The organism is Blautia sp. HCP3S3_H10_2 (assembly GCF_052122375.1).
GTDB lineage: Bacteria > Bacillota > Clostridia > Lachnospirales > Lachnospiraceae > Blautia_A.
Window position 1 is genome coordinate 101,977 of sequence record NZ_JBQKCL010000011.1, and the last position, 20,317, is coordinate 122,293.

At 41.1% G+C, this 20,317-nt stretch carries 12 protein-coding genes and 1 pseudogene; all 13 read right to left on the reverse strand.

The window, feature by feature from the left end; all coding sequences use genetic code 11:
* Positions 1 to 36: 36 nt before the first annotated feature.
* The 13 genes and pseudogenes from ACTQWB_RS12970 to ACTQWB_RS13030 all read right to left on the reverse strand — a co-directional run bounded on the left by ACTQWB_RS12970 (position 37) and on the right by ACTQWB_RS13030 (position 20,084).
* The gene (locus tag ACTQWB_RS12970; RefSeq protein ID WP_015524590.1) at positions 37 to 138 is read right to left on the reverse strand and encodes a putative holin-like toxin; all 102 of its coding nucleotides are present in this window, start codon (positions 136 to 138) and stop codon (positions 37 to 39) included.
* A gap of 130 nt (positions 139 to 268) precedes the next feature.
* A complete protein-coding gene (locus tag ACTQWB_RS12975; RefSeq protein ID WP_114002924.1) occupies positions 269 to 739 on the reverse strand; it encodes a helix-turn-helix domain-containing protein in 471 nt (156 codons plus the stop codon).
* A 63-nt stretch (positions 740 to 802) separates the two neighbouring features.
* Positions 803 to 7,534: a SpaA isopeptide-forming pilin-related protein gene (locus tag ACTQWB_RS12980; protein WP_288788167.1), complete on the reverse strand. Its 6,732-nt coding sequence runs from the start codon at positions 7,532 to 7,534 to the stop codon at positions 803 to 805.
* On the reverse strand, positions 7,524 to 9,626 hold the full coding sequence (locus ACTQWB_RS12985; protein WP_288788168.1) for a DNA topoisomerase 3: 2,103 nt from the start codon (positions 9,624 to 9,626) through the stop codon (positions 7,524 to 7,526). The genes ACTQWB_RS12980 and ACTQWB_RS12985 overlap by 11 nt, the downstream gene beginning before the upstream one ends.
* Positions 9,627 to 9,674: 48 nt before the next feature.
* Positions 9,675 to 11,171, reverse strand: coding sequence for a CD1107 family mobile element protein (locus tag ACTQWB_RS12990; protein WP_129975301.1), 1,497 nt, complete (start codon positions 11,169 to 11,171; stop codon positions 9,675 to 9,677).
* The gene (locus ACTQWB_RS12995) at positions 11,155 to 11,403 is read right to left on the reverse strand and encodes a DUF4315 family protein (RefSeq protein WP_021652602.1); all 249 of its coding nucleotides are present in this window, start codon (positions 11,401 to 11,403) and stop codon (positions 11,155 to 11,157) included. Before ACTQWB_RS12995 ends, ACTQWB_RS12990 begins: the two co-directional genes overlap by 17 nt.
* Positions 11,404 to 11,415: 12 nt before the next feature.
* Positions 11,416 to 14,256, reverse strand: coding sequence for a CD1108 family mobile element protein (locus ACTQWB_RS13000; RefSeq protein ID WP_441501973.1), 2,841 nt, complete (start codon positions 14,254 to 14,256; stop codon positions 11,416 to 11,418).
* A 27-nt stretch (positions 14,257 to 14,283) separates the two neighbouring features.
* Entirely contained in the window at positions 14,284 to 16,665 is a 2,382-nt protein-coding gene (locus tag ACTQWB_RS13005; protein ID WP_117640066.1) for a VirB4-like conjugal transfer ATPase, CD1110 family, read from the reverse strand.
* A gap of 55 nt (positions 16,666 to 16,720) precedes the next feature.
* Positions 16,721 to 17,149: a PrgI family protein gene (locus tag ACTQWB_RS13010; protein WP_173727760.1), complete on the reverse strand. Its 429-nt coding sequence runs from the start codon at positions 17,147 to 17,149 to the stop codon at positions 16,721 to 16,723.
* Positions 17,150 to 17,163: 14 nt separating this feature from the next.
* Positions 17,164 to 18,036, reverse strand: coding sequence for a VirB6/TrbL-like conjugal transfer protein, CD1112 family (locus ACTQWB_RS13015; RefSeq protein WP_005426566.1), 873 nt, complete (start codon positions 18,034 to 18,036; stop codon positions 17,164 to 17,166).
* Positions 18,037 to 18,040: 4 nt separating this feature from the next.
* Positions 18,041 to 18,124: pseudogene (locus tag ACTQWB_RS13020) on the reverse strand (Maff2 family mobile element protein); the annotation flags it as partial.
* A gap of 91 nt (positions 18,125 to 18,215) precedes the next feature.
* The gene (locus tag ACTQWB_RS13025; RefSeq protein WP_002584321.1) at positions 18,216 to 19,886 is read right to left on the reverse strand and encodes a recombinase family protein; all 1,671 of its coding nucleotides are present in this window, start codon (positions 19,884 to 19,886) and stop codon (positions 18,216 to 18,218) included.
* Entirely contained in the window at positions 19,887 to 20,084 is a 198-nt protein-coding gene (locus ACTQWB_RS13030; RefSeq protein WP_002592708.1) for a hypothetical protein, read from the reverse strand.
* Between the last annotated feature and the right edge of the window lie 233 nt (positions 20,085 to 20,317).

The window sequence follows — 20,317 nt, forward strand, 5'->3', positions numbered from 1 at the left end:
AAGAGAGCTGCCTATCCTGTTGGCAGACAGGGTAGGCTATTTTTTTCGCTTGTTGTCCCTATTATCCAAATAGGCAAGCAAAGCAATCAGAAACGTACCGCCTAAGAACAATAAGCTCAAGACTTCGTATGTATCCATTCGCTCCACCTCCCTTCTTCTGTATCCCTTAACGGAATCTGAAAATCCAGGAGGTTTTTACCAACCCTGTACACGGTTACTCCAGTAATATTCTAACAGGTAACTCTCCGCAAAGCAATTCCTTTTTACTTCATACGGTTTTATATTCTGTTTTTCTCTTATTCTCTGGCCAATGCAGTTTCCATTCCAGATATTCCTCTTCTGTGATTCTTCCATCGCCCAATTTCTGCTTTTTCCCCATCCATTCCTGCAGATAAGACATTGTTTTTTTATCCCTCATTGTGATTCCAACTATTTCACTTTCTGAATCATTTAGCAGGAACAGATGAAAAAGCCCTCTATTTTCTTCATCCATCCAGAATAAAGTTTCCATTAATTCGTCCATTGTCGCAATTCCAGGACTTAAAAAATTTCGGACATCAACTTCCAATATTTCTGCTATCCGGATAAGCGTTTCCTGCTTCGGTGTACGCTGTCCACTTTCATATTGGGCGATTCTCACATCCGCACTACTTTCCCCATATCCTAATCTGCGTCCCAATTCCTTTTGAGTTATGTTGCGAAACATACGGATTTTTCTTATTCTTGCTCCTAATTTCAATTTCTTCTCCTTTTCAAAATGGGGCTGTGCAGTAACCACAGCCCCAGAACACTATTTATATTATCATTTGCGTTTTCTCTTAACTGTCACTACAGTTCCCAGACATCCTGCTGATACTGCAAGTGCCAGCACAAAAATAGCAATATTTGTATTATCTCCTGTTTTTGGTGAATTGGATACAGAAGTCGCATCAGAACCATGGGAACCAGGAGTGCTGACTCCCTGGTTTTCTGATGTTTCCGGAGTGTCTTTTTCCGGAGCTTTCTTATTTGTCAGATCCAGAGTATATTCAATCACAGGAGTACGGTCATTGACATATTCAAACTGAATCTTATGCTCGGTTTCATCAAGCTGATAGCCATCCAGTGTTTTTGTTTCTTTCAGGATATATGTGATTGCTTTTTTATACTGCCCATTCTTAAAAGTCGCAATCGGATAATTCTTTGATTCTGCATGGCCAGCACTGTCTGTTACCAGAGTTTCCAGAACTTTACCTTTGCTGTCACAAAGGGCAAATTCTACACCTTTCATTGGCTTCTTGGTATCTTTATCCGTTTTATTTAAGATTACCTTGCCCATTGCCTGTTCATCTTCCATTTTGGCTCCCTGAACATCTCCGGTGTCCTTAACCTCAAATGTCACTTTATTTGCCACAATATAGCCTTTCGGTGCTGTTTCCTCCAACAACGTATAAGTGCCGACTGAAAGTTTCTCTACATAATGGGGCTGATCACCAGATGTCCAGCTTTCCATAACTTCCTGGTTTTCATTAAGAATATACAGTTTAGCACCTTTGACCTCGCTGCTTCCATCTGTCATATCAACTTTACTGATCAGAATTTTTGTTGTATCATCCTGCATTTCTACTTTCTGTATATCTGCAGTATTTTCTACTACAAACGTAATGGATTCTGCAGTTGCATAACCATCAGCAGGAATTGTCTCTGTTAATATATATTTCTTTCCAACTTCCAGTTCCTTAATGATGTGTGGTGTGCTTCCGGAAGTCCACTCATCCACAACGTTTCCCTCTGAATCGGATACTTTCAGTTTTGCACCTGGTAATTCTTCCCCGGTTGTAATATCTGATTTTGTGATTTCAAAAGTAGTTGGCTCATCTTCATAAGTGAACTCAAAGGATACTTCTGCAACCTCTTCTCCCGCATAAGCAAAATCAAATTCCTTGATTTCTTCTGTTGTCACAAATCCAGCAGGAGCCTGCACTTCTTTTACATAGTAGTTGCCATTGATTGGAAGATCTGCCGTAAATACAATCCTTCCATCCTGATCCGTAGCTTTCTGCTCGATCATGGTATCTGCTTTCAGGATTACTTCGCCTTCTGCATTTAAAATATCATTCTTTGTATAAAGTGCAAATACTCCGCCTTCCAGAACACGGTCTGTATTTTTTTCTTTCTTAACTACAGTTACTTTTGCTTTCTGGCGGTTATTCTGCCAGTCCTCATCATAAGTCACAACCGGAGTATTCTGATCACGATAAGTCAGATCAACCTCTCTGATTTCTCTATCCAGAACATATCCATCCGCCGTCTCTTTTTCCTTTACATAATATTTGCCTAAAGGAAGATCTTCTGCTCTTGCATATCCAAGAGCATCTGTCGTAATTGTTGCTACCAATTCGTCCTTTTTATAATAATCACTGCTTTCCCCATCTGCAGCCTTGATATCCTCCGCTGCATAAATTTCAAAAGTAACATCTTTCAAAGAACCTGTAACATAGCCAAATGCTGCGTCCATGCCGCCTGCCAGCATATCTTTCCAGGTAACTTCCTTGACAAATTCACCTTTTTTATTGATGATGATTCGTCCAACCGGAACAGCATCCTTCATTTCTACTTTTTGAACATCTGCAGTATCAGAAACTGTAAATTTCACTTCCTCCGCCTGCAGATAACCATATGGTGCAAACTCTTCCCGAAGTGTGTAGGTTTTTCCCACATGGAGTCTTTTTATTACATGAGCTTTTCCTTTTACAGAAGTCCATTTTTCTACTTCTTTTCCGTCTGAATCCAAAACCGTCAGTGTTGCTCCGTCAAGTTCCACACCTGTTGTAATATCTGATTTCGTAAATTCAGTTGTTGTCGGTTCATTCTTAAAAACGGTTTCCAGTTTTACTGTTTTTACTTCCTGTCCCTGATATTTCGCAGTCACCTCAATCTGCTCATCTGAAGATACAAAACCATCTGGTGCTGCCAGTTCTTTTATATAATAAGTTCCAAATGGCAGATCCTGCTCAAAAACAGTTTTTCCATCTTCACCTGTTACCGCTTTTGTAAGCAGTTCGTCTGCTTTTACCAGTACCTTATCCCCTGCTTTTATATCCTCTTTTGCGTAAAGACCAAACTCTGCTCCAGAAAGCCCTTTCTCATTTTCAGCATCTTTTTTCACAACTGACACTTCTACTTTCTGGCGGTCATTTATAAACTCTGCACTCTGTGAGATCACTGGTGTATTCTGGTCTGCATAGACGAAAGAAATCTTCTGTTCTTCTTCATTTAATACAAATCCCTCCGGTGCAGTCTTTTCTACAACTTTGTATTCTCCTAGAGGCAGATTATCAAGCTCTGCTTTTCCGGATTCATCCGTTGTCAGTTCTGCAACTTTTTCACCCTTTGCATATTTCAGGATTCTTTTTCCTGTATCATCTTTCTGGAAATCTGCTGTATAGATATCCTCTGCAGCATATACTTCATATACTGCACCGGAAAGGTTTTGAACTTCATACCTAAAATCATTCTTATAGGTCGAAAGAACCTCTCCTTTTTTCTGTACAGTGAGTTTTCCTTTCACCGAATGGTCCTCATATACCACTTCAATGACCGCATCACCTGAAACCGGATCCGTCTGATACAGGGTATTGGTATCCACCTGTATTTCGACATAATTTTTGTTAATGGTATAACCGTCCGGTGCTGTTACCTCTTCGATTCTATAATGACCAATTTTTAAATTCTGAGGCAGTATCAGATATCCATCTATATCTGTGAAATATGAGGTATGTGTAACAGTTGTCGGGTATGTAGTTACCTGCTCTACATATTTTTCATGATCCATATCATAAATTTTAAACTCTGTTCCCGGAATTAGAACAGATTTTTTAGTCTCATCATCCTGTTTGATAATTTTCAGTTTTGCAGAAAATTCTTTATCCAAAAGAACTCTCCATGTCTGCGGCTCTGTTGGTTTATTCTCTGTAATCCGGACAATAAAATCATCTACAGGTTTGTAATTATGGGGTGTTGTAGTTTCTCTCACCAGATATGTTCCATATGGAATTGCAATGGATTTTACATAGCCTTTCTCATTTGTAAAAATTTCCGTTGCTCCATTTTCACCAATCACAACTGGCTCTGCAGAGGAAAAATCATAATTTCCATCCTCTTTTACCACCAAAGAAGATACCAGATATGCACTAAATCCAGCTCCGGATAGTAATGCAGCATCTGTGTCTCCATTATTGGCAGCTTTAATAAGTTCAAACGGCTGTTTCTTCACCGTTTCCAGTGAGGTACACTCTTTTTCTACAACCGCTGTCAGATCACCTTCATCACTGCATACAAGATCATATTCATGCTCGTCTGCCAGATATCCTACGGATGGGGTAATTTCCTTGATGTAATACTCTCCAAGATAAAGATTCTCTATCCTTGCTTTTCCTTCTTTATCGGTAGTTAGCGTACCAATCTGGCTTCCGGCTTTATAAATAACGCCTGTCTTTCCATCTGGATGGGTAATGTCGTTTCTTGCATAAAGTCCATACACCGCATTTTCCAGGGAAGCATCTCCCTGTGCCTTATTTTCTTTTGTCTCGGCATCTTTTTTATTCAAAGAGATTGCAGCACTGACCCTGTCATTCACAAAAGTATGACTGAAAGAAATTTTTGCCTGTTCATCATTGGTATAACTGAACTGGAAAGAATAAGTATCTTTCTCATTTCTGACATAACCAGCCGGAGCCTGGACTTCTTTTACATAATAAGAAAATCCCACTGGAAGATCTGCTTTAAATGCTGCTTTTCCATCAGTACCAGTAATTGCAGTCTCAATCAGAGCATCTTTTTTTACCGCTACTTTTCCATCCACAGTTTTCATATCCTGCGCTGCAAACAGAGCAAAATGCCCTCCGGATAGTGTATTTTCAGTATCTTTGTCTTTCTTTATCACCTGCACCACTGCTTTCTGACGGTCATTTGTAAAGGTAGTCTCTGAGAAAGCCGCTTCTGCAGTCTGCCCTGCATAAGAAATGGTTACTTTTTTTGTTTCTTTTGCATTATAAAAATTTTCCGGGGCCTGTGCTTCTGTTACATTATAGCTTCCAAGCGGAAGATTCTTTACCGTTACAGAACCGTTCTCACCTGTGATCAGATTTTTCGCTACTTCTGCGCCTTTTTTGTAAACTGTTTTTCCACCTGCTGTTACAATATCCTCGGCAGCATATACGTTATAAACGGCTCCTTTCTGACGGCGTTTCTCATACTGGAATGAAGTTCCATTTTCATCAGATACAGCTCCTACAAAAACTTCTCCCTCTTTATAAACGGTCAGATTTCCTTTCTGCTCTTTGTCCGTTACAGTCTGTTTGGTTGTACTGCCAACTACTAATTTCACTCCATACGAAGAAGCCTGGACAACATAACCTTCCGGTGCTGTAATCTCTTTTAAGTAAACAGTATCCTGTGTCTTGGTAAGAGTTACTCGTGAAGAACCATTGCTGTCTGTTGGCGGCATCTTAACAATCAGCTTTGTGCAGGCGTTATCACTATATACTCCATACACGGCTCCGGCCAGATTTTTCCCAGTATCTCCATCTTTCTTTGTAATTTCGATAACTGCTTCTTCCGGCCAGTCAACTGTAATCTGCAGATCAGCGGAATCCGTATAGTAGCCAAATCCAATATCCTGTGAACTCTCCAGTTTTAAAAGCATTGCATGGAAATCCAGGGGAAAATTGGAAGTGATCGCATACTTTCCTTTCAGACTGCCCATATTGGCTGTTGTAGCTACAAGATGAAATTTCTCTCCACCTTTTACAGTGACATTTCCAGATGCCGTCTTTCCTGTAGTTTCGTTGACAAGGCTCACACCATTTTCCAGATGAATGGTAATGGTAAATGCTTCATTTGCCTTCCAGGTAAAACTTTCTGTTTCCTTTCCCGTTGCATTAACGGAAAGTCCTGGAAGAAGTTTCATTGCTGTCGGATCAGGCATTTTAGCAAGAGCTGCTTTAATCTCTTTCAGCATATTTTTAGCGGTTGTAGAAAGCGCACCTCCAAATCCGGATTCGCCATCATATAAATAATCAACCAGATAATGCTGCATGGCTCTTGTCTCAGAACTGCATCCATATTTTTCCATGATGGATTTTACATTATATCCGTTGAATGTATGTCCCCATCCAGGACCGCCATATCCATAGAACAAAGCTTTCCGCAGATACTTATCATCTCCGCCCTCATCCAGTTCAACCATATTTTTATATGTTGTCCCACTTGGAGGTGACTGCATGGAGTGCTGCATACAATACGCATTTACTGTATAAGTCTTTCCGCCTGCTTTGTAACGAACATATTTGTAGCTGTCATTTCCACCCTGTCCCATAACTGTATCAAACGGATGAAGCTGGCCATCTGAATAATAGTAATATTTATTTGCTTCAATATTTGTTGCATCATCCCATGGAGTATCGGTTGCAAGTAACATGATACCATTTTCTGCCTGATCCATGGAAACACTTAGGTCAATGTCATCTGCTGGCATTTCAAAACTGAATTTATCCGATTCTTCGTGATAAGTCACCTCTGAATACAATAAATCTTCTGTATTCTCTGTCTGGTTTGCCTGTACTTTTGTTGTTCCTACTGCAATTAAGCTGCCTTGCGGCATATCTCCGGAAAATACAACGGTTTCTCCTGGCTGATACTGTCCATCTTCATGGTTCAGCTCAATATGAAATTCCTCTCCACGAACAATATTTACCTGATAATTTCCATCTGCATCTTCTGTTTTCTCTGTTCCATCTGTAAAAGAGTCGTCTGTCGCCTCTGGCATTTCTTCCGGATCTGTATCTGTAATTTCTTCAAATGTGCTGTCTGTATCCGGATTATCATCTATGGCAGGTTCTTCTGTTGAAACTTCCTCAGACGGATTTTCCGGGATTGGTGTATCTATTGGCTCTTCCTCAACCGGAATTTCTGTCGGAGTTACTTCTTCATAGATTTTATCCTCTGACGGAATTTCTACATTTCCCTCATCCTGCACAGGTTCTTCACTCTCTGCAGTGCCTATGGCTGGTTCCTCGCCTTCTGCTTCATTCTCATCTTCCTGGTTGCTTACAGATTCCTGATTCTCAGATTCAGCAACCTGCACCACCGCTTCCTTTACAATCAGCTTACGATTGATCTGATAAATTGGGTGGCCACTTACTGGCTCTACATAATAAACAGCTTTGTATGTATCTTCGTAATCTGTTGTAAAGTCCTGCTTTTCCTCATTTTTTGCCTCATGGAAAGTGATCTTCACCTTTTTTTCATCTGGTATTTCCAGTCCGGTAAAATCTTTCTCCACTTCAAAAATACTGCCTGTTTCCAGTTCCAGATCTTTTGCTTTTACCACCTCATCTGCATCAAGTTCATTTTTTACCTTTTCGTATAACGGTGGCTCTTCTGGCACTACATCTGCCGCATAGGACAGTATTGGAGATAGAATTGTAGATAACACTGTAAGCATTGCCAAGAATCCCGACAAAAATCTTCTCATATTTTTTTTATTCTTCATTCTTTTTTCCTTTCTTCCGTTCCGGGAAAATCAACTGAAACTTTGGATTTCCGGTTTCTGAAACCTCCATCTTTATAGTTGCTTCATACTTCCTTTTTGTTTTCTCTGATACCAGATCTTTGAAATGCACCTGCTTCTCACTCAGCAGCTTCCTGACAGTTGCTTCATCAAGTATTTTTCCCTGACTCTCAAAAAATCGGTTATTTTTCCATAAAGTAAAACTGCAATCACTTCCTGAACAATAATAATTTCTCTTTCCCACATAAACCTTATTGCCACATCTTGGGCATTTTCCAATTTCTTTCCGACCATCTGAAAATAGTTTCTGGTATTCTTCCACTGGCTGTCCATTATCACTTACCAATTTGGTAACCATTTTTTCAATTTCGAAGAGAAATTCTTCTACATTTTTCTGGCCTCTGGAAATCAGTGTCAGATCATTTTCCCATTCTGCTGTAAGTTTTGGTGATTTGATCATTTCCGGAAGAATCCTGATCAGATTTCTTCCATCTGCTGTAGGTAATATCTGCTTCTTTTTACGCTCAATAAAGCCTTTCTCAATCAGTTTTTCAATAATCGCTGCCCTGGTAGCCGGAGTTCCAAGCCCTTTTCTCTCTGCGTCTTCTATCGTATCCGAACTTCCAGCGTGTTCCATGGCACTAAGGAGCGTATCCTCCGTATAATGTTTCGGCGGTGCTGTAAAATGTTCACTAAATTTTACAACAACACATTCAAATACCTGTCCTATTTTTATATCTGGAAAATCACTTTCCTCCTCTTCTGGCTTTTCTGCATTTTTCCCATATGATTTAAAGAACCGTTCTTCCACTTCTTTCCATCCATATTGGAGAACATTCTTTCCAGATGCAGTAAACAGTTCTCCATGACAGGAAATTTCAGTCTTAATACTCTCATATATGTATTCCTGTTCCGATGCACATAATAACTTTGATGCAATCAGCATAAGAATTTCTTTTTCTCCACCCGGAAGTGCTTTTAAATCCGTGTTTGCAATTTCTACCGTTGGTATAATTGCATGATGATCTGATACCTTTTTGCTGTTTAAAAGTCTTTTTATCTCTGGTTCCGAACCCTTCATTGATATTTCTGGAAATACTCTATTTACCGCATCAATAACCAAAAACGCATTTTCTTCCATATCATCTGTAAGATATTGGCTATCCGTCCTTGGATACGTCACCAGTTTCTTCTCATAAAGGCTTTGGGTATAGTCCAAGGTTTGCTGTGCCGTAAATCCAAGAAGACGATTTGCTTCCCTCTGTAATGTGGTCAGATCATATAATTTCGGCGGCTGTACCTTTTTCTTCTCTTTCTTTACTGAAAGAATCTGTGCAGTTTCATCCTTCATATCCTCCATCATCTGAACGGCAGCACTTTTCTCTTTTATCCGGTTGCTTACAGCATCCAATCCATCCATCAGAAGATGAACCAGATAATACTTCTCTTTCTGGAAGTTCTCGATGCTCTTTTCCCGTTCCACCAGCATTGCAAGTGTAGGTGTCTGCACCCGACCTACAATCAACCGATGGTGATACAGCACCGTAAACAGTCTGGTGGCATTAATTCCTACCAGCCAGTCTGCTTCACTTCTCGCCACCGCAGAATAATAAAGATTATCATATTCATGTCCATCTTTCATCTGCTGAAATCCTTCCAGAATTGCTTTTTCCTCCATGGAAGAAATCCACAGTCTTTTAAAGGGAAGTTTACATTCTGCCTGGTTATATACCAGACGGAAAATCAACTCCCCTTCTCTTCCTGCATCTGTTGCACATATAATTTCTGTGACATCTGCTCTGTGAAGCAGTTCCTTTAAAACCCGAAACTGCCCTTTGGTACTTTCTTTAATCTGATATTTCCAATTCTCCGGAATCATGGGAAGTGTTTCATATTTCCATGCTTTCCAGTCATCCCGGTACTGATCCGCACTAGCCAGTTCAATCAAATGCCCAATACACCAGGAAACCAGATATTCTTTTCCTTCCAGGTAGCCATCTTTTACGTTTGTGGCATGAAGCACCTTCGCAATGTTTCTGGCTACGCTGGGTTTTTCCGCAATTACAAGCTGCAATTTTCAATCTCCTTTCTGCACCTGTCGCTGTAATTAAGTGAAACAAAGTTATTCCTCTGATTCTTCGTCTTCTACTTCACCTTCCATTTCATATTCTTCTAATTCTTCATCATCCTCACGAATTGTATCTTCCTCCTCATCGTCGTCCTCGTCCTCTTCATAATCAAAAGAAGTATTTCTTCCTTTCATAAATTTCCAATAATAGTAAGCACCACAAACTCCTGCCAGAACCAGCAGCATTAATAAAATCGTGCCGGAATTATTGCTTTTCTTTTCAGGTTCTTCCTTTTCTTCCGGTATGATCGTAACTTCTGGTTCCGGTGTCTCTGTGATCTTCTCTGTTTCAAGTGGCAGTGCGGATTCTGCAATAGCCTGGTTCTGTGGAAGTGTGACCATGTTGGTATCCGTAAAGTTCAACAGATCATTTTCGCCTACCTCTGTAAGAAGATAAACATTTTCATCCGTTTTATCCTTATCTACGATCAGATAAAAAACCTTATCACTTTTTGTCTTGATCGTATAAAATTCCTTTCCCCCTTTGTCCTGAACTGTTCCTGTTGACATGCCGGAAGCAGAACTTTCTCCCTGCACCCGTCCGGTATCTGCTTCTGTATCCGTTTCATTTCCTGTGTTTTCTGGTTCTGTTGGTGCAGTAGCAGTCTCATTCGTTGTCTGATGTTCCGTTACGGTTGCCGTAGCACTGGTGGGCTTACTTGCAGTTCCATCGGCTGGCAAAGAAGCTGCATTTTGCTCCGTTCCGGAAACCTCTGTATTCTCTTTTACTGCATCTGGATTTTCATAATAAGGGTTTCCTACTTTATAGATCTCTGACATATTTCCTGCTTTGTCTTTTGCCTGCAGGGTAAAGTATTCATAGGAAGTATCCGCTTTTTGCAAACGGACATTTAATGTATTATTCGTCAGTTCTGTGAATTCATTTCCATTGACATACAAAGCAGCAATTCCCGATTCCGCATCAACTCCCTGCACGATCAGTATCCCATTCTTCGCAGCCGCAATAATAGTTGGTTTGGTTTTATCAAAACACTCTATGTAACGATTCTGCTCATAAGTATTTCCATTCTGATCGGTAACTCTCACATAAATACTACAATTAGAAGAGATGGATACTTCCATATTTCCGGTTATGTCTGACCATCCTCCATTTTCTGAAAGTCTTGCTTCTACTTTTGCAATAGAAAAAGCACCTGTATTCTTTGTATCTTCCACTTGAATTTTTACGGTTGCCGTATCTGTCTGCCAGCCTTCGGGTTCTGTAAAGGTAATCCCTACTTCCGGTGTTTCCGTCACATCATTTCCTGCATCTTCCTGTGCCTGTTCCACTGGATCTGCAAGAATTTCAGCTTCTGATTCATCTGAAAAATCAACATCTTCCGGGCTGCTTTCTTCTGATGATTCCACTTCTACATTATCTGCCCATACAGTCAGACTTCCGGGCGAACTATAAAAGAAAGCTCCTGCCGGAAGTCCTGCTAACGTAGCTGCGGTTAAAAATACAGCTGCTCTTTTATGAAATTTCTTCATTTTCTGTCTGCTCCTTTTCTCTGGTTTCCAATATCTTTTTTTGTTCCTCCTTACTGATATCAATCATCAACTGAAGTTCCTCTGCGGAAACTCCATTGCTTCGGATAATTTTCAGATACTCCATATCCTCTGCCTGTTTCTTCTGTTCTTCCAGATCCCTTGCTTTTTTCTGTAGCTTTTCAATCTTAACGTAGGTTCTTGCAAGTTCTTCTTTTATTCGTTCAATGTTCAAATACGCCCCTCCTTATGGCCTGCCAAAAGCATAAAAATGAGACTGCCAGTATGCAGAATTAATGGACGTATACTGAATTGGATTTCCACAATGGATCATCTGTCCATCTCCGGCATAAATTCCTACGTGGGTAACCGGCTCTCCCGCATCATACGTCCCAGTGAAAAAGATAATATCTCCTGGCCTTGCTTCTTCTGGTGATACAGGCATACAAATGTCATAAATTCCCTGTGCAGTAAGTCTTCCCATATTGCAGACACCCGAATTGGTAAACACATAGCTTACAAAACCAGAACAGTCAAAAGAAGTCTCCGGGCTGGAACCGCCCCATACATACGGCATACCAAGATATTTGTCTGCTTCCGCAAATAATCTCCGCACAGTCTCATCATCATAACTGCCGCCTCCACCATACAGCCCGCTATCTCCGGTACTGATATAAAAAACAGGATTATAATATTCCCCATCTTTGACCAGTTCCAAATATAACTGGCTTCCGGTTGCACTTCCTGTACTTCCCGTTGTACCAATTACAGTATCTGTTGTTACTTCCTGACCATTTGCTACCGAAATGCTCTGCAGATAAGCGTATTTAATCTGCACACCTTTTTTATCCTGCGTAACTACATAATTTCCAAAAGTTCCGCTATATCCTACATCTACAACAAAACCATTCATCGCTGACTTCACTTCTGTTCCCTGTCGTACATTAATCGTCACACCTCTGTGAAGTTGTGTCTGCCCGGTTCCATTGTTTACAGAATACCCATAATAGGTACTGATATAGGCATACCAGTTTAACTCAACCGGAGTTTTATATGTCTGTAAATTTCCTCTGTTGGAATAGACCTCTTCATAAATTTCCTGCTCATCCTCTTCCATTCTGGACAGAATAACACTTCTAAGCGGTTTTGCCTGAACAGAAACATTCAGTACATCTGCAGTTACTGTACGGGTAACTTCCACAGAGTTCTGATTGCCCTCTGCCAGAAAACATTCCCAGGTCTGATGACCATGTGCCTCAGCTACTGCGTGATTATCATAATAAACATCAAACTGGACACCATACTGGGCAAAGTTTCCAGTATCTTCTACGGTGTACTCAATCCCATTCATCACTACTTTCGTCCCCATTGGAAGAAATGGGTTTGCAGCATCAACCGCAAGCGTATGATTAGCCTGTGGCATTGCCCCTGAAGCAGTAGGTCCTCCACTCCACACGCCACAGCAGATGGGACAATTACAGTATCCACTGGTCACAACATTTCCCAATGACTGCCCTACCTGTATTGTAGATGTTTCCTGCCGGGTTTCACTTTTTTCCTCTACGGTGATTCCGTACTGTAAAGAAAAAATTGTTTCCAGTTCTCCTTTTATCTCATCAAACTTAAAATCCCCATAACTGGCAGTCAGATAACTGATCAATGTATGAGGATCATGGCCGATTTCACCAATGTTATATCTGTATTCATCTTTTCCTGGATACCGGGCTTCCATCTGGTTTATTTTCTGTTGAAGACTGGCTTCCAACTGCGTATAATACAACTCTGCTTTTTCAATTTCGTCCGGATCCGCAATGTAACTGGAAGCGATTACCGTAGAAATTCCATTAGAAAACATAGCCGAACAGGAAGCAAATCCTGTCATTACAGAAAGAAGCAAAATCAATAACAACCCCAATGAGATCAGAGTAGTTACATTTCTTACAAATACTTCCTGTGCCTTTCTTGCAATTTTAGTAGCAAGATTTACTGACCGGATTGAGGTGTCTTTTGTTTCTTTTGCAATCTTCCCAGCCCGGTATGCCATCTGATACTCTCGCTTAATCCTCTGCTTCTGTATTAATTTTCTGATCAGCTTTTTCTGCATCTCTGGATGTTCTTCCAGATATTTCTGATATTGATACCTGGCTGCACTCTTCCAGACTTTTTGCTCTAAACGGTTTTCTTTATGTATCTGACTGCGATTCTTCCGGATATTTCGACTGCTATGTTCCTGTAATATCCACTCACTCGAACGCACCAGCTTATGCGCTGCATCTACAGCACTGTTTTCCTCCTCTTCCTCGCCTGTTTTCTGATATACTGCATTTTTTAATGCTTTTTGGGGAACAGAAGACAATGTTTTCTTTTTACCATCCGTTTTCCCTGTTTTTTTATCGAAATATAAATGATACTTTACCTTTGCTTTCTGTTCCTCATTTGTTTTCTTGATATAAACAGAATCTTTCGGAATTTTGTTCTGCCTTTCAGCTTCCTGTTTTCTTGCAGCCTTATCCACTTCCTGATAAGTTTTTATTGTTTTTCGGCTATATTTCTGCGTTCTTTTTTTTCGATTTGTAGAAACATCATTCTTCTCTGCCTGAAAATATCCTCCATCTGTTTCAGACGAAGTTTTCTTTTCTTTCTTCAGACTTCCATCTGTCTCCAGTTTTCCAAACTGCAGGCTCTGCTGTTTCTTTTTCTGTCGCTGATACTGGCTCCTGTGTTTTTCTTTGCGCTCACGTATTTCTACCGCTGAATCCACAGATACACCTGCAGGCTTGTCCCGGTATCTGTACCGTCCCTGTGTTTTTCGTTTTCCCGGAGGACTGTTTGCAGCCTCTTCTTTTTTCGCAGGATTTCCCTCCTGAACTTTTTCGGAAAATTGTTTCTTTTCAGCTTTTTTATGAGAGTTTTTCTTCTTTTCAGAAGTAATAAATGCCTGTTCTACATCCTTCTGTTTATAAGACAACTCCTGATCGCTGTTTGTAACTTTTCTGGTCTCCTTTGTTGCAAGATTTTCCTCAACCAGACCATTTCTGGTCATACGGCTGACTTTCTTCTCTTTCGCCGTATATTTTTGTTTTCCCAATGTACCTCACCTCTGCTTTTTTGTCCGTTAAGTCTGAATCTCATCCGGTTTAGTACTCATCAAAGCATAGGTTCTGGTATCCTGCGGATATCTGTCTGCAAAAGGTATGATTACATTTCCGTAAAAAAGCAGCCCTTCTCCTGCATTACTGTTATTTACAAAAGAAATCTGATGTTTGGAAATATTCAATTTCTCCGCAAGGATCTTCTGATCCCCACTGTGCTGATTTAACATCAGGATAAAATCACTGTTTCCCACAATACTTTCTACTGCCAGAGAGCCAAGAAAATCTGTTACATTCTGGCTGATTCCTGTAATGATTCCACCCCACTTACGAAATCTCTTCCACATTTCAATAGAATAATTAGCAGTCTGTGGCTGGTTCAGCAAAAGGTGAAATTCATCCACATAATAACGGGTTGATTTCCTGCGACTACGGTTCTGTGATACTCTTGTCCAAACCATATGCTGGACAATCAACATCCCTGCTTTTCGTAATGTGGTTCCAAGTTCCCGGATATCAAAGCATACCACTCTGTTCTGCGTATCGACATTACTTCGATGGTTAAATACATTCTGCGATCCTGTTACATACAACTGCAGACTGTTGGCAATGTTCTGTGCTGCTGGTTTATCTGGTGCATAAAAGTTCAGACGTTCATAGAAATCCTGCAAAGTCGGCATATTTTCCGGTTTTGGATCATTGTAAAGATATTTTTTATAAATGTCTTTTACACACAGGTCAATCATGGAAACCTCATCACCATTTAATTCTGCATTTTGAGGTTTCTTCATAATGACCTCGCAGAAAGATGTGATAAACTCTGCTTTATCAGCAATAATGGTATCAATATCCTCCACATCGCCATTAATCCTGTATTTCTCCGGATGATAAATAACATCCAGGTTCACTTCCATAGGATTGATGTAATCATTACTTTTTGCACTGATTTTAATAACTTCACCATTTAAGGCATTTACCAGCGGAAAATATTCTCCCTCCGGGTCACAGATAATAATGTCATCGTCTGTAATCAGGAAAACATTGAGAATTTCTCTTTTCGTTGCAAAACTCTTACCGGAACCAGGAGTACCCAAAATCAGGCCGTTAGGTGTTTTCAATCGTTTCCGATCCACCATAATGAGATTGTTTGACAGTGCATTTAAGCCATAGTAAAGAGCTTCACCGCCTTGGAAAAGTTCCTGTGTGGTAAACGGAACAAAGATTGCTGTAGAAGTCGTAGTCATAATTCTCTGTATTCCAGTCTGGTTCATTCCCAGTGGCAGTGATGCCACAAGTCCCTGTTCCTGCTGATATTGAAGTCTCCGTATATTACAATTATATTTCTGGGCAATTCCTGCCGTCTGATACACAATATTGTCCAGTTTTCTCTTATTATCCGCTGTATTCATCAGCAAAAAAGTAAGTTCAAAAAGTTTCTCATTTCTGGACTGGATTTCATTGAGCAATCCCTCCACATCCTCTCCGTATGTAGAAATGTCCGTTGGAATAATATCCATATCATATCCGCTTCTGACCGCTTTCTTCTGTTCTTCAATTTTCATTTTCTGAATATTTGACAGCGTACTTTTCAGACTTTTAATAGCTGCCTTGGGATCAATGGGACGCAAGTGCATATTGATGATAAGATTCTCTTCCAGATCCAGCAGATCTGCCAGCAGTTTATCCGTAAGTTCTGGTGATGTAATCTGTAAATATGACACGCATCCAAAAGTCTGTCCCATCCGAAAATAGCTGTCATTGCGAAAATCAAATCCGGTAGGTGCAATAAAGTCTTTTGTCTGCAGACCTGTTTTTGCAACCATCCCATAATGGAAATGGAAAGATTCTTTTGTGTCCATATTCATCACATCATGCAGAATTTTCAGACGTTCTACTCCATTTAAAGGCTCTGCCATGGCTCCCATCACCTTAAAATTATTCAACACACTGGCTTCAATTCTCTCCAGCCTGGATTTTGCATTTCGCAGATTATCCGCTTTAATGGAAAATGTGATATATTTTGTTTTTACAAGCCCGTTATTTCCTTTGGAAAGCTGCATTTTCAACATATCCGAATATTCTTTCCGGATATCATTGAAACAGTCATCCTGCTCTGGAATATCAATATTTTTTGCATACTCATCAAAATTCACCTGTTGATTAAGAAATGTAATTTGTACCTCAACAGAGCTGTCAAATGAATTTAGGAACTCACAATAGTTCTCAAAAATAGCCGCTTTATCATCATTCTGCGCTAACTGGTAATTTATATCGTAGAACTGCACCATTTTTGAATAATAGTTATCATCCGTTCTGCAGATACCATCCTTATATATTTCCTTATATGGAATCGTATCCTGCGCTGTAAAAGGCTTCCTCTTCTTCTGATTCTCCGCTTTTATCATCCGAAGTTCTTTCAGACGCTTTTTTTCCTCTTTCGTAAGTCCGGTTTTCTGTTTCTTATTTTTTTCGGTCTGCTTTTTTAAAGAAATGGAACGGATTTCTCGCTTCCCTGGCTTCTTTTGCCTTTTTCTCAAGCCATGCACCCTCTTTCTCTAATTTATCGTACTCTATAATCCGATCATATAAGTTTTTTGAACGATAGACCCTGATTCCAGGTCTTAAAAATTTCTGCCGGATAATGTGAAGCAGTATTTTCTCTGCTGGAAATCCATCCTTTTCATACATTGCAAAAAAGAAAAATGGCAGCATCACTATGATCATAAGCGTTGCTGCCACATCTGTTCCCAGTCCTGCTTTTGTCAGCAAATAGACCGGAACCCCACAAATTCCTGCCAGAGAAAAACATATAATTTGTCTTTTAGTTAAATTCAGTGCTAATTTTGTCTTTATTTTTGAAAAATCTTTCGGCACTGGAACATATGCCATATTCTTGTTTCCTCCTAATGTGCATTGAAGATTGATTTTGCCAGGGAACTGGTCTTAAACAGGCTGAAACATAAAATAACTGTATATGCTGCAACTGACCAGATAGCTGTATGAAGATTATCCGCAACTGTAATAGCATTTACCAGAACTGCATAAATCGCAACACATACCATCATAAAAAATCCCTGGAATCCCAACGCTAATAATGCCTTCACGTAATTATTTCCAATACTTCCCCATTCCCTGTTCGTAAATGTTGAAAACGGAATAGGTGCCACAGAGACATAAAGATATATTTCTATCATTCGTCCATATAAAATGACGGTAATCAGGACTGATATGATTTTTAGGCATAAACTGACCAGCATCGTTTCCAGACCAAGCCCCAGTAATTCTCCGATTCCCATATCTTCAATCTGCGTTTCAAGAAGTGTTTTCAATGCTTCTGTAACATCAATAGATGCAGAACCGGTTATCATACCGCCAGCATTAGATACCACATGATTCGCTACATCAAAAATTGCCATCGCAATATCAAAAGTATGAGTAACCAGATATACCGCTACCCACATCTTGAAAATGTATTTGAAAAACATAAACGTATCCGTATCGTGCATATTGTTTTTTTCCATAATCATGGAAATCAGCTCATAACACAGTACAAATGTAATAATCATCCCCGCAATGGGGACAATGACATTATCCGACAGATTTTTTATCATGGAAAAAATGCCACTGTTCCAATTTTGGGGTGTTTTCCCAACCTCTGTAGCAATCGTTTCTACTTTGGTATTTACATCGGTGAACATGGTATCCAGGTTTGATGTGATCCAGCCTGTTAGCAGATCCTTTATGAACTCTGTTATTTTTTCGGTTATTCCACCCATTTATTTATCCAAACAAAGTTGCAAGCTGTGGAATCAGGTTTATTCCAATCAGTACGATGCCACCGCCCGCCATCAACTGTTTCATCCCCAATTAGGTGTAAAAACTCTGCTCGATGGCGGGCGGCGGCGTACAAAAAATCTATATGGTGTTGTTAAGAGAACCGTCCCGGCGGGACAGGTCAGGCAGTGACCTGTTCCACCTCCGGGATGGGTTTGAGATTAAAATGAATTTCGATAGAAATGTGTCTTGTTTTATCTTCGTCAATGCGCTCATGCACAACGATTTCTTTGATTAAGCGGTTGAGGGTGGCTGCGTCCAGCTCTGTGATGTTGGCGTATTCCTGAATGGCTTCCACCCATTGTTTTGCATCATTGGCAAGCTGGACTTCATCGGACAGCCGCTTTCTGCCCTCGGACACTTTTGTTTTAAGCTCCGTCTGCTCGGTCTGTGTCTTTTCCAGCATGGTGTTGAAATTCTGCTCACTGATACGCCCTGCAATCATATCCTCATAAAGCCGCATGACCATTTTGTCCAGAACCTCAATCCGTTCCTCGTCCCTTGTAAGGGAGCGTTCCATTGCTTCCCGCTGTTCCCGCTGCTCGGCTTCACAGGTATTGGTCAGGCGGTCGGCAACCGCTTCCCCGTCCATCAGGGCAGCTCTGGCACATTCCCGGATTTTCCGCAGCACATGGCTGTAAAGGGTGTCATAATCAATCCGGTGCTGGGTGCAGTGGTTCTTTCCAAAGGCATTGTAGGTCTTGCAGGAGTAAATCCGCTGGGGATGTTTAGCGTTTGTGTAGCGTACCGTCAGCGACTTCCCACACTCGCCGCATTTTAACAGTCCGGCAAACAGGCTGATTTCATTGGTCTGCCCCGGACGCTGGCGGGATTTCAGCTTGTTCTGCACAATGTCAAAGCTCATGCTGTCAATCAGCGGTTCATGCTGTCCCTCCACCACAATCCAGTCCTCCGGCTTCTTTTCCCCAATCGTGCCGATTTTGAAGCGGTAGTCCTTTTTCTGGGAAGCAATCGCCCCGGTGTAGACGGGATTCATCAAAAGGTCTTTGATAACGGAGAAGTCCCACATATACCGCCCGTTTTCTGGGTCTTTCTTTTCCCATTTGGTGCGGGTATTGCGAAGCCCCCGTTCCCGGTTCCACCATGTAGGGCAGGGGATTTTTTCTTTCTCCAGCCGTCTGCGGATATAGTTCGGACCATGACCGTTCAGGGCATATCCGAAAATCAGCCGCACAATCGGGGCGGTTTCCTCGTCAATGAGCAGATGGTTTTTGTCCTCCGGGTCTTTCCGATACCCAAACGGGGCAAGACACCCGGTAAACTGTCCTTTCTGCGCTTTCAGAAGATAAGAGGAATGGACTTTCTTGGAAATATCCTTGCTGTACATCTCGTTCAGGATATTCTTGAACGGGGCAATGTCGTTGTTATCCCGCAGGGTGTCGATGCCGTCATTCATGGCGATATAGCGGACACCGTTTCTTGGGAAAAAGTCCTCAATCAAATGCCCGGTTTGCAGATAATTACGCCCCAGTCGGCTGAGGTCTTTCGTGATGACAAGGTTGATCTGCCTGCGCTCAATGGCTCTCAACATTCTCTGTAGGTCAGGACGCTCCATGTTAAGACCTGTGAAGCCATCGTCCTGATAGACTGCCACAACCTCCCATCCCTGCTTTTCGCAGTATTTTTCCAGCATATCACGCTGGTTTGCGATACTGGCACTTTCGCCTTGCAGGTCATCGTCCTTTGACAGCCTGCAATAGACCGCCGCACGATAACCCCCGGCAAGTGCCGAACCGATTGTTCTGTATTCCATTTCGTTCATCATAGCCATTTACCCACACAATCCAGACGGTATCTGGCTCTTTTGAACCTCATCTTCATTATAGCCTATATCTTTCTTTTTAGCAAGATATTCTTTTGCATTTGTCTTTCCGTATTTCTGGGAAATCAGGCTGACGAACACATCAGTGGCGTCAAGCTCCCCGTCAAATACAGTGGTCACATGAATCTCTGTTTTGTTTTTTGCCATAGGCAGTTATCCTCCATACATGAAAATAGCCAGACAGAGGGTGTCGGCAACGAAGTCCGGCAACGGACTTCAAAAGACCTTGCAAACAATCTCAATCTGGCGATGGTTACTATTTATACTTTTCTTTTATTTTTTTGTTGTTTTGGTTGTTATAAGGGAGAAAAGCCCGGAAATAAGGGGTTTTTCCCGGCAACCGGCTCGGCAACGGGATAACAACAGGGGGTGCAACGGGC

Excerpts from the sequence above, each read along its gene's own strand:
- ACTQWB_RS12970 (WP_015524590.1), bottom strand. The coding sequence starts at position 138 with ATGGATACATACGAAGTCTTGAGCTTATTGTTCTTAGGCGGTACGTTT.
- ACTQWB_RS13005 (WP_117640066.1), bottom strand. The coding sequence starts at position 16,665 with ATGATAAAAGCGGAGAATCAGAAGAAGAGGAAGCCTTTTACAGCGCAG.
- ACTQWB_RS13030 (WP_002592708.1), bottom strand. The coding sequence starts at position 20,084 with ATGGCAAAAAACAAAACAGAGATTCATGTGACCACTGTATTTGACGGG.
- ACTQWB_RS12990 (WP_129975301.1), bottom strand. The coding sequence starts at position 11,171 with ATGAAGAAATTTCATAAAAGAGCAGCTGTATTTTTAACCGCAGCTACG.
- ACTQWB_RS12980 (WP_288788167.1), bottom strand. The coding sequence starts at position 7,534 with ATGAAGAATAAAAAAAATATGAGAAGATTTTTGTCGGGATTCTTGGCA.
- ACTQWB_RS13015 (WP_005426566.1), bottom strand. The coding sequence starts at position 18,036 with ATGGGTGGAATAACCGAAAAAATAACAGAGTTCATAAAGGATCTGCTA.
- ACTQWB_RS13010 (WP_173727760.1), bottom strand. The coding sequence starts at position 17,149 with ATGGCATATGTTCCAGTGCCGAAAGATTTTTCAAAAATAAAGACAAAA.
- ACTQWB_RS13025 (WP_002584321.1), bottom strand. The coding sequence starts at position 19,886 with ATGGCTATGATGAACGAAATGGAATACAGAACAATCGGTTCGGCACTT.